Annotated in this window: 11 protein-coding genes; 8 read left to right on the top strand and 3 right to left on the bottom strand. The window is 32.1% G+C overall.

What is annotated here, in order from left to right; translation table 11 throughout:
* The first annotated feature begins 213 nt into the window (after nucleotides 1-213).
* Nucleotides 214-2,907 carry a diguanylate cyclase gene (locus LJ207_RS07810; protein ID WP_229345816.1) on the top strand — a complete coding sequence of 898 codons (2,694 nt, stop codon included), beginning with the start codon at nucleotides 214-216 and terminating at the stop codon, nucleotides 2,905-2,907.
* 100 nt (nucleotides 2,908-3,007) lie between these two features.
* Here LJ207_RS07810 and LJ207_RS07805 read toward each other — a convergent pair whose 3' ends face one another.
* A complete protein-coding gene (locus LJ207_RS07805; RefSeq protein WP_229345815.1) occupies nucleotides 3,008-3,313 on the bottom strand; it encodes a late competence development ComFB family protein in 306 nt (101 codons plus the stop codon).
* 268 nt (nucleotides 3,314-3,581) lie between these two features.
* Here LJ207_RS07805 and LJ207_RS07800 point away from each other — a divergent pair, with 268 nt between their 5' ends.
* A complete protein-coding gene (locus LJ207_RS07800) occupies nucleotides 3,582-5,747 on the top strand; it encodes an HD domain-containing phosphohydrolase (RefSeq protein WP_229345814.1) in 2,166 nt (721 codons plus the stop codon).
* A gap of 279 nt (nucleotides 5,748-6,026) precedes the next feature.
* Nucleotides 6,027-8,135: a methyl-accepting chemotaxis protein gene (locus tag LJ207_RS07795; protein ID WP_229345813.1), complete on the top strand. Its 2,109-nt coding sequence runs from the start codon at nucleotides 6,027-6,029 to the stop codon at nucleotides 8,133-8,135.
* Between the two features lie 56 nt (nucleotides 8,136-8,191).
* Here LJ207_RS07795 and LJ207_RS07790 read toward each other — a convergent pair whose 3' ends face one another.
* Both LJ207_RS07790 and fliK read right to left on the bottom strand, forming a co-directional pair.
* Complete coding sequence (locus LJ207_RS07790; protein WP_229345812.1) at nucleotides 8,192-8,479, bottom strand: EscU/YscU/HrcU family type III secretion system export apparatus switch protein; 288 nt, start codon at nucleotides 8,477-8,479, stop codon at nucleotides 8,192-8,194.
* A gap of 25 nt (nucleotides 8,480-8,504) precedes the next feature.
* Nucleotides 8,505-9,563 (bottom strand): flagellar hook-length control protein FliK, encoded by a 1,059-nt coding sequence (gene fliK / locus LJ207_RS07785; RefSeq protein WP_229345811.1) that lies wholly within the window; start codon nucleotides 9,561-9,563, stop codon nucleotides 8,505-8,507.
* 172 nt (nucleotides 9,564-9,735) lie between these two features.
* Between fliK and phnD the strand changes: the two genes are divergently transcribed.
* The 5 genes from phnD (at nucleotide 9,736) to LJ207_RS07760 (ending at nucleotide 15,985) form a co-directional block, all read left to right on the top strand.
* Nucleotides 9,736-11,577, top strand: a complete 1,842-nt coding sequence (gene phnD / locus LJ207_RS07780; RefSeq protein WP_229345810.1) for a phosphate/phosphite/phosphonate ABC transporter substrate-binding protein — start codon at nucleotides 9,736-9,738, stop codon at nucleotides 11,575-11,577.
* Nucleotides 11,578-11,950: 373 nt separating this feature from the next.
* Entirely contained in the window at nucleotides 11,951-13,237 is a 1,287-nt protein-coding gene (locus tag LJ207_RS07775; RefSeq protein WP_229345809.1) for a tetratricopeptide repeat protein, read from the top strand.
* Between the two features lie 58 nt (nucleotides 13,238-13,295).
* The gene (gene fliW / locus LJ207_RS07770) at nucleotides 13,296-13,739 is read left to right on the top strand and encodes a flagellar assembly protein FliW (RefSeq protein WP_229345820.1); all 444 of its coding nucleotides are present in this window, start codon (nucleotides 13,296-13,298) and stop codon (nucleotides 13,737-13,739) included.
* Nucleotides 13,739-13,969, top strand: coding sequence for a carbon storage regulator CsrA (gene csrA, locus LJ207_RS07765; protein WP_229345808.1), 231 nt, complete (start codon nucleotides 13,739-13,741; stop codon nucleotides 13,967-13,969). The genes fliW and csrA overlap by 1 nt, the downstream gene beginning before the upstream one ends.
* 42 nt (nucleotides 13,970-14,011) lie before the next feature.
* The gene (locus LJ207_RS07760; RefSeq protein ID WP_229345807.1) at nucleotides 14,012-15,985 is read left to right on the top strand and encodes a chemotaxis protein CheA; all 1,974 of its coding nucleotides are present in this window, start codon (nucleotides 14,012-14,014) and stop codon (nucleotides 15,983-15,985) included.
* Nucleotides 15,986-15,995 lie beyond the last annotated feature (10 nt).

Genomic DNA, 15,995 nt, shown 5'->3' with positions numbered 1-15,995 from the left:
CAAAAGGCTGAAAAAGTATTAGAACTTAAATCTGTTGCTGAGGTTAAAGATTATTTAAAGAGTATTCAAAAATAGTTTTTTGATTAAGCCTGCCTTTGGTGGGCTTTTTTTATTGAGAATTATTTGTAATAATATTGCTGGTATAATATAATTAAACTAGAATATTTAAACTTTATTTATTATACTTAGCAGCTAAAAAAGGGGGCGGTTAGCATGCAAATAGAGGCCAAAGAGATTGAAGTTCCAAAAATGATAATAAAAAAATGGCAGAAGGTAGTAAATATCATGGCTTCTCTATTAGATGTGCCGGCAGCACTGATAATGAAGCTCGAAGCTCCCTATATTAAAGTTTTACTGGCAAGCGAGAATCAGGATAACCCCTATCTTGCTGGTGATAAAGAAAAAATGGATGGTTTGTACTGTGAGTACGTGATAAAAACAGGTGAAAAGTTGGAAGTGATAAATGCACTGAAAGATCCCCAATGGCAGAATAATCCTGACCTTGATTTAGCAATGATTGCCTATCACGGCAGACCATTATATTGGCCAGATGGACAAATATTTGGCACTATTTGTATTTTAGATAAAAAAGAAAATGAATTTTCAGAAAAAGTAGAGCGCTTAGTTTTAACTTTTAAAGAACTAATTGAAGCTAATCTGGAAATTATTTATACTGATCAGAAAATGAAGAAGTTAAAAAATAAATATTCAACCACTCTCTATTCAATTGGAGATGGTGTAATTACCACAGATCTTCAAGGTAAAGTTACTATGATGAATGCTGCAGCAGAAGATATGACCGGTTGGGAGTTTGAGCAAGCAGCAGGAAAAAAATTAACTAATGTTTTTCAAATTGAAAGTTCTGAAGATGGTAGTGTTTTAGAAAACCCTGTTCATAAAGTTCTGCAAGCAGGTAAGGTTGTAGGTCTAGCAAATGACACAACTCTTATTGCTAAAGATGGCAGCAGCCTGCAGATAGCAGACACTGCAGCTCCTATCAAAGCTGATGATGGGGAAATGAGGGGAGTTATTCTAGTATTTTCTGATGTAACTAAAGAATATAAATATAAAGAAGAGCTTTTGAACTCCCGTAATTTAATAAATTCAACCTTGGACTCTCTATCAGACCATATTTGTGTTTTGGATCTCAATGCTCAAATAACCCATGTTAATCAAGCCTGGTATGAATTTCTTCAAGAAAATAATATAGAATTGGAGAAATTGACAGAAGGTGCAAACCTTATTGATAATTTTTCACTTATAATAGCAGAAAAAGCTGAGAAATACCAAAAATTAACCAAAGCTCTTAAAGCTGTAATTAGTGGAGAGAGGAAAAAGTTCAGTCTGGAATTTTCCCTTGGTTTGTCAGAAAAGAAAAACTATTATTTTTGCCGTATAACTTCTCTCTGTGATTTTAATAGTGATTTTAAAAGTTGTGGGGCAGTAATCTCAATTGAAAACATAACAGAACGTAAATTAGCAGAAATTAAAGTGATCAGAGAAAAAGAATGGCTGAACTCTATTTTTGAATCAGGTGTTGATTCAATGGTCAAAGTAGATAATAAACATCGAATTATTGATATTAATGATAGGTTCAGAGAAGTTTTTAAATATGAATTAGAAGAAATTAAAGGTTTAAACCTTGATCAAGTTATGGATCAGGGGAAAGCCAATACAGCTGATAGAGAACTTACCTGCAATTTTTTAGAGGGTAAAGAGGTACAGTCTGAATCAACCCGTTATGATAAATATTGTAACCCTAGAGAATGTCTTGTTAGGGGTATACCTGTTATTGCTGAAGGTAAATTTTTAGGTGGATTTGCAATTTATATAGATATAACAGAAAGAAAGGAAAAAGAAAGAAAAATTACTCATATGAGTTTTCATGATGGATTAACCGGATTATATAACCGCCTTTATTTAGAAGAAGCTTTTGAAAGATATAATACAGGTAGACAGCTTCCAATAAGTTTAATCATGTTTGATTTAAATGGTTTAAAAATAATCAATGATAGTTATGGGCATAAAATAGGAGATCAGATGTTGATTAAAGCAGCCGAGGTTTTCAAAGAATCTTTTCGCCAGGAGGATATAATCTCGCGCTGGGGTGGAGATGAATTTGTAATTTTACTACCTCAAACCTCTCAGGAAGAAGCAGAACAAATCTATCAGAGATTTAAAGAGGTAGAGATAGAGGTTCAGGTAGCTGAACAGGAATATATTCCTGTTTCAATTGCTGGTGGTATAAGTACAAAGTATAAAGTTGATAATAATATTTATAATGTGCTGCAGAGAGCAGAAGATAAGATGTATAAAAATAAGCTGCTCAAAAAGCAGAGTGGTCAAAACAAAATGCTTAAAACCATGCTTGCTACTCTTGAGGAAAAAAGTCAGGAGAACGATTGTCATGCAAAAAGATTGGAAGAATTAGCACTATTATTAGGTCAAGACTTAGATTTATCAGTAGATGAACAGAATAGGCTTTCTCTGCTGGCTACACTACATGATATTGGTAAGATTACTGTTCCCGAAAAGATACTCCGCAAACCAGGTGAATTAAGTCCTGAAGAATGGGAAGTAATGAAAAAACATCCTGGAACAGGTTTCAGACTCTGTTCTGCTATAGATGATTTTTCTCATATCGTTTATGAAGTGTTTTCTCATCATGAACATTGGGATGGTAGTGGATACCCTAGAGCTATTAAAGGCAAAGAAATTCCGCTTTTAGCCAGGGTAATTGCAATTGTAGACAGTTATGATGTTATGAGAAATGGTAGGCCATATAAAAGGGCTTTGAGTAAAGAAGAAGCATTAGAGGAAATCCAAAAAAATGCCGGAACTCAGTTTGATCCGGAATTGGCCTTAAAATTTGTAGCTATGATGAAAGAAAAACCTCTTTTAAATTAATTTAAAAGCTTAAGAGCTGTTGATTAGACTAATCAATCCCCTTATGGTAGGACAGATCAAAGAACTAAAGTCTGTTCTATCAATAGGGGATTTTTGCAGCTTATTTTTTGCTTTCATCTTCACTGACTACTTTAATTGCTTTTGTGACTACAGATAGGATATCTACAGAATGCTGCTGTTCTAATTCTTCAGTTTTAGTATAGACTTCTCCTTTTTCTGTAGCAATATATTTTGGTGGTAGTCTATTTAAAGCATAAGTTGCTACATCAAGTAGAGCTGCTTCTGAATCGGAGATATGACTGAACTCTTCTCTTTTTAATAGTTCTTTTAAAGTCTGTAAAACTATTTCTTCTGTGTGGTTATTTAATCTAGATTTTAGTTGTCTAATCTTTTTTTCATCTAACACAACTATTCCCCCTCCTAAAAAATATTGATTCTATTTAATTTATATTTCTTTATTAGCCTTTAAAAACCTGCTTTTTGAAAATAATTAAGCATTTAATATTTTGGATTATAAGATTAAATAGGGGTTTAAAAAGCGAAAAATATATAATATTTTGTCATATTTTGTTATATTAATAAAAATATTGCTAAATAAAAAGGAGAAATAGTATCAATGCTGAATTATCTAAATAATAATAATTATTAACTGCTTGGAGAAGAAAGGAAAAATTATGCGAAAAAATAACGGTGAAAATACTATTGAAGAATATGAGAATATTATAGAAAAGCTTCCTGCTGCTTTTGCCCAGCACAAAGTTATTTATGATTCAGCAGGGAAGGCTTTTGATTATATCTTTGTAAAAGTAAATAAAAAATTTGAAGAAATGACAGGTTTGAAAAAAGAAGATATTCTAAACAAAAAAGTTACTAAGGTGTTAAAAGGTATTAAAAATTCTAAATTTAAGTGGATAGAATTTTACGGAGATATAGCAATGACTGGTAAAGAAAAAATTTTTGAAAAGTATTCTGAACCATTAAAGAGATGGTATGAGGTAACTGTTTACAGTCACAAAAAAGGCTACTTTACAACAATATTTTATGATATAACAGAAAAAAAGCAGCAGAAAGAAAAATTAAATTATGTACTTAGATTTTCAAAAATAGGTTTTTGGGAATATGATATTATAAGTAAAAGCCTTAGCTGGTCTGAGGAATGTGAAAATATTTTTGGTCTTGAAGCTGGTGAATTCGAGGGTGAATTTGGAGACTTTTTAAAAAGAGTGGCTCCAGAAGATAGAGCTTATGTCCAGAAAATAAACAGCCCTATTACAGAAATGAAGCAGGGTATTCCTTTAGAATATGAACATCGGATAATAAAAAAGAATGGGGAAAAACGCTGGGTTAGAGAATCGGCTAATTTGAATGATGAAAATAAAATATTAGGTTTGGTTATAGATATAACTGAACAAAAAACTATTGAAAAAGAGCTCAAAATAAGTAGGGAAAAACTGGAACATCTAATATCTGAAACAACTGCTGTGATTTATTCTTATCAAATTATTGGTGATAATTATAAAATACTTTACTTAAATGAAAATGTTAAAAATGTAATTGGTTTTAAAGCAGAAAGGTTTATAGGTAATCAAGACTTTCATTTAAGCTGTATTCATCCTGAAGATAGAGAGATTCTAAAAGCAAAAATCAAGAAAATGAGAGAAATTGATTATTCAATAGATGAATATCGTTTTAGAGATAAAAATGGCAATTATCGCAGACTTTATGATCAGCAAAAGGTTAGCCGTAGAGAAAATGGAGTTATCACCGTTGTAGGCTCATGGTGGGATATTACAGAAGAGCGTCAGGAACAAAATAAAGAAATTAATGCTTTGCTATTTAAAGATAATTTAAGTGGATTACATAACAGAAAATTTTTCAAAAAGACAATGGCAGACTTTGATCTAAAAGATAATCTGCCTTCCAGTATAATTATTGCTGATATAAATGGTTTAAAGATCGTAAATGACAGCTATGGTTTTGAAAAAGGAGATCAACTTTTGAAAGAAACAGCTGCTATTTTAGCTAATTTTATTAGAGACAAAGATGTTTTAGCCCGCTGGGGTGGTGATGAGTTTATTATCTTAGTGCCGGGCAGCACTAAAGAACAGGCATTAAATATAATTAAAAGCTTAAAAGCACGTTTTGCAGCAAGTAAAAAAGTCAATATCCCTATTTCTATTTCTTTTGGTGTGGCAACAGCGGAAAAAGAATCTGCTGATTTTTCCGATTTATTACAGGCTGCGGAAAAGATGATGGACCAGAATAAATTATTAGAAAACAGCAGCGCTAAAAGCAAAATTGTAGAAAATATTTTAAGTACTTTAGGAGCCAAAAGTTATGAAAGCAAAGAGCATGCTCTTAGAATGAGTAGTCTTGCTCATAAATTAGGTAAAAGAGTGGGGCTTTCTAACTATGATTTAAATAGGCTGTCACTGCTGGCCAGACTGCATGATATTGGTAAAACAACAATTTCTGAGGCCATATTAACTAAACCAGGACGATTAACTGAGTCAGAATGGAAGATTATGCAGGAACATCCACGCAAAGGATTTGAAATAGCCTCAGCTATAGAAGAGTTTTCTGTAATCGCAGAAGAGATTTTGTCTCACCATGAACACTGGGATGGTAATGGTTATCCCCGTGCTTTAAAAGGAGAAGAAATTCCATTTTTAGCAAGGATAATCTCTATTATCGATGCTTATGATGTGATCACAAATGATAGACCATATACAAAAGCACAGCCTCCAGAAAAAGCTCTGGCAGAAATAAAAAGGTGTGCAGGTTCTCAATTTGACCCTCAACTTGCTCGAGATTTTTTGCTAATGATGGAAGAGAATTAATTAATTCCATTTAAAACAATCAAATAATGAATTTTTGCAACAGCTTTCTGTTTTTTGGAAGGCTGTTTTTTTTATTTTAAGCTAATTTCAAAAATAGAGCATATTGTTGAAAAATGTAGTTTTAAAGCAGATAACAATGCTAAAAGAATTTAATCACTTGTCAGAAGCTTTAAATTTTTTAAATTATAGCAAAAAATTCCGATAATTAATATAGCTCATGATAGGAGGTAAAATTCTATAAAAATTGCGAGGTATCAATCGAAAAAAGGAGGAAAGTTAATGTTTTCAAAAAAAGGGAATAAGAATAAAAAGGAAAAAATTAAAACTGACGGTTTAAGTTTTGCTTTTAAATTAACAGCTGTTTGTCTTTTGCTCAGCATTGTACCTGCCTTAGTAATAGGACTTCTAAGTTTAAATAATGCTTCTGATGCTCTAGAAGAACAAGCATTTAATAACCTAAGAGCTGTAAGGGGAATAAAAGCAAATCAAATAGATTCTTTTTTCAATGAAAGATTGGGGGATGTAGAAATATTAAGTGCTTCAGGTGATGTCGAGTCAGCTATGAATACTATTCCAAGTCTTTTTGCTTCAGGAGGTATTGAAGGAAGTCTATATGAGACTGTGGTAAGTCGCTTTGATGGATTTTTTAATACTTACATAGAAGAATATGGCTACTATGACTTGTTCTTAATCAATACTGAAGGAGATGTAGTTTACACTGTTGCCCGCGAAGATGACCTTGGCACAAATCTTCTTGAAGGCCCTTATAGTGACAGTAATCTGGCCCAGGCTTTTAGAGATGGTAGAAGTAATACTACTCTGGTAGATTATCAGTATTATGAACCTTCAGATGAACCGGCTATTTTTGTTTCAAGTCCTGTGATGGAAAATGGTGATTTAATTGGTGTTTTAGCATTACAAATTGCAGATGCAGATATCAATGCAATTATGAACGAAAGAACAGGTCTGGGAGAAAGTGGAGAAACCTATCTGGTTGGTTCAGACCAATTAATGCGTTCTAATTCAAGATTTTCTCAGCAAGCCACGATTTTAGATCAAAGAATTGACACAGATGCAGTTGATGAAGCTTTAGCAGGCAGGGAAGACAGCAGAGTAATTGAAGACTATAGAGGGGTAAATGTTTTAAGCTCTTATACACCTATAGAAACAAGTGGTTTTAACTGGGCTTTAATAGCAGAAATTGATGAAGATGAGGCCTTTGCAGCCGTAAATAATTTAAGAACATTTTTTATGTGGATAATGTTGATAGTTGTAATTGTCTCAGCTCTTACTGCTTATTTCTTCTCTAAAAGTGTTACCAACCCGATTATTAAGGCTGTTAATTTGGCCAATAATATTGCAGATGGTAACTTAAGAGCTGCTGATTTAAATATTAAACGTAAAGATGAAATTGGAGTTTTAGCCAATTCCTTAAATGCAATGAAGGCAGATTTGAATAAGATTATAACTAAGGTTGCCGATATTGCAAGTAATCTTTCTGCTTCAAGTGAAGAACTAACAGCCTCTGGAGAAGAAGTAGCTACAGCAGCTCAGCAGGTAGGGGATTCCATCCAGCAGGTAGCTTCTGGAGCAGAAGAACAATCTGCTCAAGTTGAAGAAACTAATTCTAAGATCAATGAACTGATAAATGAAATAGAAGCAGTAACTCTTATGTCTGAAGAAATGGATCAACAGGCAGATAATGTTATGGATAATATTGAAGCAGGTAATGATTCAATAGAGAATTCTGTTAACCAGATTGAAGATGTTAAAAGTAATTCAAAAGAGGTAGCTTTTACAATCAATAATCTAGGAGAGCTCTCCAATAAAATAGGTGAAATCGTACAGATGATCAATGATATTGCTGCTCAAACTAATCTTTTAGCTTTAAATGCAGCTATAGAAGCTGCTAGAGCTGGCGAAGCAGGCCGAGGTTTTTCAGTTGTTGCAGATGAGATAAGGCAGCTGGCTGAAGAATCCGAAGATGCCACCAAACAAATTGGTAGTCTGGTCAAAGAGATTCAGGGTGGGGTTAATAAAGCAGTAGATAAAATGGATAATACCGAAAATGTCGTAAATGATAGTGTTAATGCCATTCAAAATACTGGAGAATCTTTTGCAGAGATAAATAATGCTGCTCTGAGATTAAGAGATTTAATAGAAAATATCAATCAGCAGTCAGAAAAAGTTAACCAGAATGGAACTGAGGTCGAAGCAACGATTAGAGAGATTGCTTCTGTAAGTGAAGAAGCAGCCAGCAATTCAGAAGAGGTAGCTGCAGCAAGTGAAGAACAAAGTGCATCAACTGAAGAAATAGTAAATGCAGCTGAAGAATTAGCAAATATGGCAAATGATCTAACTGAATCAGTTAATAAATTCAATTTATAAAAACCAGAGAAATTTAAATAAAAAAGGTCAATACATTTTAAAATGTATTGACCTCTTTAGCTTAGAGAATTTAAATCATAGAAAAAACTTAGCATTTCAGCAATAACAAGATATAATTCTTCAGGGATTTCATCACCTATTTCTAATTTGGCTAAAACTTTGACTAGATCCTGATTGTTTTCGATCGGTATCTCCGCCTCTCTGGCTTTTTCAAGTATTTTTTGGGCAATCAGGCCCCTACCTTTGGCAGTTATTTTAGGAGCGTTGTCTTTTTTGTGATTATATTTTAAAGCAACAGCTTCTTTATTCTTTAAATTTATATTATACTTGTCTTTCTCTGACATGTTAAGTCCTCCAATCTAAAATTATTTAAGCTTTGATATCTAAGGGGGTGTATCTAATTTCAGTTTTACTTTCTTTAAATTCTGATAAAACAAGCTGATTAAAAAAATTCCTTTCATTTTGCTCTTTCTCAGCAAATTTTTCTATTTTAGGCTTATTAATTGTTAAGCCCTGGGCTTCTAGTTTATCTTTAAGTAGAGCAAAATTATTTCTTATAAGTTGAGCTGTCAAATCAGAGCTGCTGTAAAATGTTGTTGAAATATTTTTGGCTTTGATTTTAACAATGCTTTTGATGGTTCCTAAATTTGCAGTTTGTATAATTAGAGCAGCTTCATAAATTCTTTCAGCTTGATATTGTTCAGCTTTAGCTTCACTTTCTGCTTTGATTTTCAAAAAGACAGGTACAGTTTTTTCTCTATTTATAAGCAGCGGTATTTCTAAAGCAAGTAATATGGGGGAGCTGTTCTCCTGAAGGTCTAAATTTATTAATTTTTGACCAAGCAAATTATTGTATATTTCATTTTTATCCCCATCTTCTCTAAGATAGCTGTTGATAAAATCACTTATTTTATCAGTGAAATTTTTAAGTGCCTCTTTACTGTTATCATTAGAGATTATTATTTCTTTTAAAAGCAGGTCATCAATTAAAAGGGGGTCTTTTTGAGCAGCATTTGCCTGCAGCAAATTATTTAAAGAATCACTTAAAGAGCTTTTTTCTGCAAATATAGAACGGAGAGCATTTAAAAAAACCTCTGAATAAGGAAGGTTATTCATTTCTAAAAAAGCAAAGGCTTTAATAACTGATAGTTTATCATTCTTTGTATCAGCAGGATTGTCAGTTAAATATTGCAAAAGATTATCAATTGTTTTTTCATTCAAGACTAGCTCCATTTTAGCCCAGTTATCCAAGAGCATTTTTTGGGTATTGTCTTCTAAGGAGGCCAGCAGCCTAAATATTTCAGGCAGGTCTTGATGCTGCTTTTGAACAGAACTTTTTTCCTCTGAAGACAAATTCTCATTATTCAGCAGTTCTTTTAAAAGACCGATATCTATTTTTCTAATTGGAGGCAGAGCTGGTGTATGCATTTAGATCATCCTAATTAGTGATTTAACTTTCTTAGAATTAGTATAACATAAGAATTCAGTGTTATGCTAGAAAGATATTATTTACTTAGTCTTTTCAATAAAATTATAATTAAAAGCAAAAAGAAAATTAAAACTTTAATAAATTAATTAAATTTTTTAGGAGGTTAAAAAAGTGAATTTAGTAAATATATTTAGATTTTCCAATCTAATAATAATTTTAACTACAGTAATCATTACATATTTTGCTTTAAATTATTTAAATAATAAAGAATCAAAAACTAAGCCAAAAAAAGCAAATATCACTAAAGCAAAGAAATCAGATAATATTGGGTCAGATCTACTCGAACTATCTGAAGCGGTATCATTTAAATCTCAGAATTTAATCTGGGTTATTAAAGATAATAGTGCTGAAGCTGAAAAGCTGGCATATTTATTTGAAGATATAGCCAGGGCAGTAGAAAATAATGCTGCAAGTATTGAAGAAATTTCTGCTACCATAGAAGAACTTTCCGCTTCATCTGAACTTATCAATAAAGAAACAGATAAGGTGAGTCAGTTTACAGAAAATGCATTAGAGATTTCTAAGGAAAATAAAAAGTGGATTGAAGAATCAGCTTCAACCTTAATCGAACTTTCTGAAAATGTAAATGGTTCAGCCCAGTCTATCAAAACAGTAGATAAAGCACTACAGAATACCACCCAATTGTTAAAGGGAATTAAAGATATAACAGATCAGATCAACCTACTTGCTTTAAATGCTTCAATAGAAGCAGCTAGAGCTGGCCAAGCTGGCAGAGGATTTAAAGTTGTGGCAGGTGAGATAAAAAAACTTTCAGGTGAAACAGAAAAATTAACAGAGGAAATTTCAGAAGCTATCTCTCAGATGAAGCTTAAGCTTAATAATACTGAGGAAATAATTAGTGAGGGAATAGAAAATATAGCAGGGGTTGAAGAACTTGCAGCTAAATCAGTTAAGTCATTTTCTGAAATGAGCGAGAATTTAAAAAAGGTTGTTAACTCTACTGCAAAACTTTCTAATAATACCGAAAATCAGGCAGAGGCAGCCAGGCAATCTACTAAAGCTGTAGAATCAATTGCAGAAGAGTCACAATTGATTTCAGAAAATATAACAGATATCAATAATGGGGTTAGAAAACAAAGTGAAAACAGCAGCCAGATTTATGATCTTTCAGAAAGTTTAACTGATATATCATATAAACTGCATAATATTGCGGTAAAAAAGAAAGAAGAAAATATGCTTATCTTTGGAGTTAATCCCTTTACAAAACCAGAGCAGGTTAAAAAATTATATCTGCCGATCATAAATAAGGTAAGTGAATTGGCTGCTCGAAAAGCAAAAACAATTATAGTTCCTGATTATGAATCTTTGCTAGATTATATGGGAGAAGGCTTAATTGATTTTGCCTGGTTTTCACCAATGGCTTATGTACAGGCCAAAGCTAAATTGGAGATTATTCCTTTAGTTACCCCAAAAATAAATGGCAAAGCAAGTTATAACGGTTATATATTTAGCCGTAAAGATTCTCAATTCCAGCAATTAAGTGAACTACACAACAGCAGCTTTGCTTTTGTCGATAAGCTTTCAGCTTCAGGTTATATTTATCCTAAATACTTATTAAAAGAAGCTGGTATAGAAGTTGAAAGAGATTTAAAAGAAATTGCCTTTTTAGGTAACCATGATAAAGTTATCCAATCGGTAATAAATTCTAATTTTGATGCTGGAGCAAGCTATAATGAAGCTTGGGAAAGGGCAGCAAAAGCAGGTTTAAATCTGGACAGCTTAAAGATAATTAAAAAAACCGAAGCAATTCCCAAAGATGTTATTGCAGCTAATTCCAGTATTGAAAGTGAATTAAGAAAAACGATTCAAAATGCATTCTTGAAAGTTTCGACAAAAAAAGACATAGAGGAGGCCTTAAATCAGACTAATATAACAGATTTTATTAAAACTGAAGATCAGAACTTTGATGTGATCAGAAAATATCAACTTTAGCTCTTAATAAAACCTTAATTATACCTCCATAATTAACCTTTAAAAATAAAAAATTACAATAAATAAATAAATTGTTAGAAAAAACATCAAAAATAAAGCTAATTCTAAAAAAGTAAAATTATTTGTCGAAATTTCTGTATTTTTCTAAATAAATGTGTTAAAATGTAAAAAATCCAGAAAATAAATTATTTTATATTATTTGGGTTGATTTAACTTTAATATCTTAATTTGCTTTATTTTAAAACAATATAAGTTGTTGTAATAATTATCACAAACTAACAATAAATTAATTTATTTTAATATTTACAAAAAAATGCCTAAAAGAAATACTAATTGTGATTATTAAACATTAAGCAGCTGAGGATGGTTAATTATGGAGAAAAATCTTCATTATCAAAATGCTCTTTATTTAATCAAAAAAAATAATATTTCAGAAGCACTTAAGGAATTGAAACTATCTTTAAAGTTCAATCCTAACAGCACTGCTGCATTAAATCTGATTGCCTTAACATATTATTTAAAATGCAGATTTGATAAGGCTGAAAAACATTGGCGAAAAAGTTTAGAGATAAGGCCTGAAAACAATAAAGCAAGGGATTACATAGAACTAATTACAAAAAAAGATTTTTATGAACTTAGAAAGCAGTATAAAGAGATACTATTTAATGATAAATACTCAGGCCAGAAAAAAATTGACTTTTTAAAAGAAGTTATTTCTCAATACCCAGAACTTATAGAACCTTATATAATCTTGGGTGTCTTTTATAAAAAGCAAAGAAATTTTTCTAAAGCTCTAGAATACCTTTATCAGGCTTATGAACTAGATAGTGGTAATCAGAATATAAAAGATTATATTTTTGCTTCTGAAAAGCATAAAGAAGGTAATTTTAAATCTTTTTTGACCAAAATAAAAAATATAGATTTTTCTTTTCTTAAAAAAAGCCTTTATTTAACAGCTATTTCGGCTTTTATAGTTATATTTTTTATTTTTTCAATTTTTTATCAAATCAGTAGTGTTGATTCTTCAGAAAACAATTCTGCAGCAGGAGATAACAATAATACTGTAGTCCAGGAAGAAAATTTAGAAGCTAAAGTTGATTGGGATTCTGTGAGTTTTGAGCGGGACAATTATAACCCGATTTTAGATAATGATGATTTAGAGTTAGAAAATACTTTGCTGCAGCAAAGAATAAATGAATTAGAGCTTAAACAAGCTCAACTAAGCAGAGCTGAGCCAGAGAACATAAATGAGGAAAATTCAAAATATATAAGCTATCTTGAAGAGGGCAGAGAACAAGAGCTTTTCGAAATGGCAATGGAAGAATTTAGCCTTGAGAATTATCAACAAGCAGCTGAAATTTACAGTTTTATCCATGATGTCAGCAGTGTAAATTATTTGCAGAGAGAAAGCCTATTTTTGCTGGCGAGATCTCAAGAACATTTAGAAAATTATCAAGCTGCAGAAAAAAGCTATAGATTATTTTTAGAGCAGTATCCGGAAAGTAATTATTATGAAATAGTTTTATACAATCTGGGTTTGATGTTTTATAATGAGCAGCAAATATCAAAAAGCAGAAATATATTACTCAGATTAAGAAATGAAAAACCTGATAGTATTTACAATAACTCTAAGGTATATGAGATATTAGCAGAAAATTAACTTTTGTTTTAAAGCAGTTTTTGCTTACAAAATGGTGAGGAGTGATTTTTTGGAAATCATGACAAGAGATTTCGGTAAAATAGAAATCAATGCAGAAAAAATAATAGTCTTTCAAAAAGGGCTGCCTGGTTTTGAAACTATCAAAAAGTTCGTATTGCTGCCTTTTCCTGGAGATGCTCCTTTTGTTATTTTTCAGGCAATAAAAAAGAGAGAAGTTGCCTTTACAGCAGTTGATCCAGCAGATTTTTTTGCTAATTATCAATTCGAAATAAATGAGCAAACAGAAAAAGAATTAAAAATTAATTCTAGAAAAGATTTAATGATTTTAAATATTATTAACATAAAAGATGAGGTCAAAGAAAGCACAGTAAACTTAGCTGCACCTCTGGTAATTAATCTGAGAGAAAAGTTAGCCAAACAGGTTATTTTAGATGATAACACTTATCAGCTGCGCTGCAAGCTTTTTAATAGAGAGCAAATGCAGAATGAGGTGGCTGAATAATGCTTGTTTTATCAAGAAAACTAAATGAAAAAATAATAATTGATGGAAATATAGAAATTACTGTTTTAGCTGTAGAAAATGGTAGTGTAAAGCTTGGTATCAAGGCTCCTAAAGAAATAGAAATTCTCCGCAAAGAGCTTTTAGAAGAGGTTAAAGCTGAAAATAAAGCCGCAGTTCAAAACAAAAGATATTTAAAAAAGCTGGAAGATTTTTATGGTGGTTCATTGTAAACTATATCGATAATCTTATATAAATAAAAGGGAGGGATTGAATTGCAGGACAATGGATATTTAGATCTATTTTTTGCTGAAGCCAACGAATACATAGAAGTTTTAAATAATGGCATATTAACACTTGAAAATCAACCGGATGATGAAGATGCAATAGCTGCAGTCTTTAGAGCGGCTCATTCTTTAAAAGGTATGGCGGCTGCAATGGGTTTTGCTAATTTAACAGAATTAACTCATCAAATGGAAAACAAATTGGAAGAATTGAGGGCAGGAAAACTTGTTGTAACAACCGAATTGATCGACCTCTTATTTGCTGCTCTAGATAATGTTCAGCTTTTAGTTAAGCAGATAAAAGAAAATGAAGGAGAAGAGCCAGCAGAGTTTAATTTTGGTGATTTGATTGTTAAGTTGTCCGCCTATTCTGAAAACCACGAAAAAGAAGGCAGCAGTCAAAAGCAAGATTCAAGTACTGAAAAAAGTCTAACTTTAAGTTCTGAAGAGGAAAAAGAGCTTGCAGTTGAAAAGAAAGCTAAAGAAAAAATTTATCAGTTGGGTGTTTCAATAGCTGAAGCAGATTTTGCAAATGTTAGAGCCTTTATGGTTTTTAAAAAATTAGAAGAACTGGGAAGAGTATTTAAATCAAATATTGCTAAGGCAGAAGTAGAAGACTATGAAGAAGATATAGATGAGCTAGAATTTTATTTTCTTTCCTGGCTGGAAAAAGCAGAATTTGAAGCAGAGTTAGAGGCCCTCAGTAATGCCAGCCTTAATTATCTGCAGGAAGTTAAACTTCAAGATTTTCAAAGCAGTTCAGAAAGAGAAAGTGGAGAGCTTAAAAAAACAAATGCTTTGAATTCTTTTCAGAGTAATTCTACAGTTAGAATTGATATAGCAAAACTGGATAAATTAATTAATATGGTTGGTGAACTTTTGATCAACAAAACCAGGCTGCAGTCATTAAATATAGGGAAATCAAAATTCAATGAGATAATTCCTCAGCTGGATAGATTGACAATGGAATTACATCATATTGTAATGCAGATTAGAATGGTACCGGTTGGAGTTATGTTCAGCCGTTTTCCCAGGATGTTAAGAGATCTTTCTAATGATATGGGAAAAGATATAGATTTTATAATGAGTGGGCAGGAAACAGAATTAGATAGGTCGATTATTGATGAATTAGCAGATCCCTTAACCCATCTGCTTAGAAATGCTGTTGACCATGGGATTGAAGCAGCTGAGATTAGAAAAGAAAAAGGTAAAACTGAGCAGGGGAAAATAGAATTAAAAGCCTATCAAAAGGGAAGTGAAATTATCATCGAGGTGGTCGATGATGGAGCAGGTATAGATGCTGATAATATTGCTGCTAAAGCTGTAGAAAAAGGCATTATAAGCCAAGAAGAAGTTGAACAGCTTGATAAAAGAGAAATACTTGATTTTGTTTTCCATCCTGGTTTGAGTACTGCTTCAAAAGTTACAAATGTTTCAGGTCGGGGAGTGGGAATGGATATAGTTAGAAATACTGTTAAAAAATTAGATGGTCAGATAAGTATAGAATCTGAGCTTGGTAAAGGCAGCCGCTTTACTATCTCATTACCACTTACATTGGCCATTACTCAAGCTTTGATGATCAAAATTGCAGGTGATGTTTTTGCCATCCCCATTAATGCTGTAAGTGAGACCCTAACCATGGAGACTAAAAATATTAAACAGCTGCGGGGTAAAGATTGTATTGTTTTGCGGGAACAGACTATTCCCCTTGTTTCGGCGGCAGAAATCTTTGCTGAAGAAGACTTTGAAGCTCCAAAAGAGGAGACAGATAAGTTATCAGTAGTGATAATAAAAAATGCTGACCGTCAGATAGGTTTGATAGTGGATCAGCTTTTAAATCAGCAGGAAATAGTGATTAAATCTCTTGGTAATTACCTTCAAGATATTGACTGCATAAGTGGTGCTACTATTATCGGTGATGGTGATGTAGCATTGATCTTAGATGTAAGGGATATCATAGCATAATATTTGAAAA

This window comes from Halanaerobium polyolivorans (assembly GCF_020711195.1).
GTDB classification, from domain to species: domain Bacteria; phylum Bacillota; class Halanaerobiia; order Halanaerobiales; family Halanaerobiaceae; genus Halanaerobium; species Halanaerobium polyolivorans.
The sequence above is the reverse complement of the archived record's forward strand: the minus strand, read 5'-3'. Positions and strand labels throughout refer to the sequence as shown.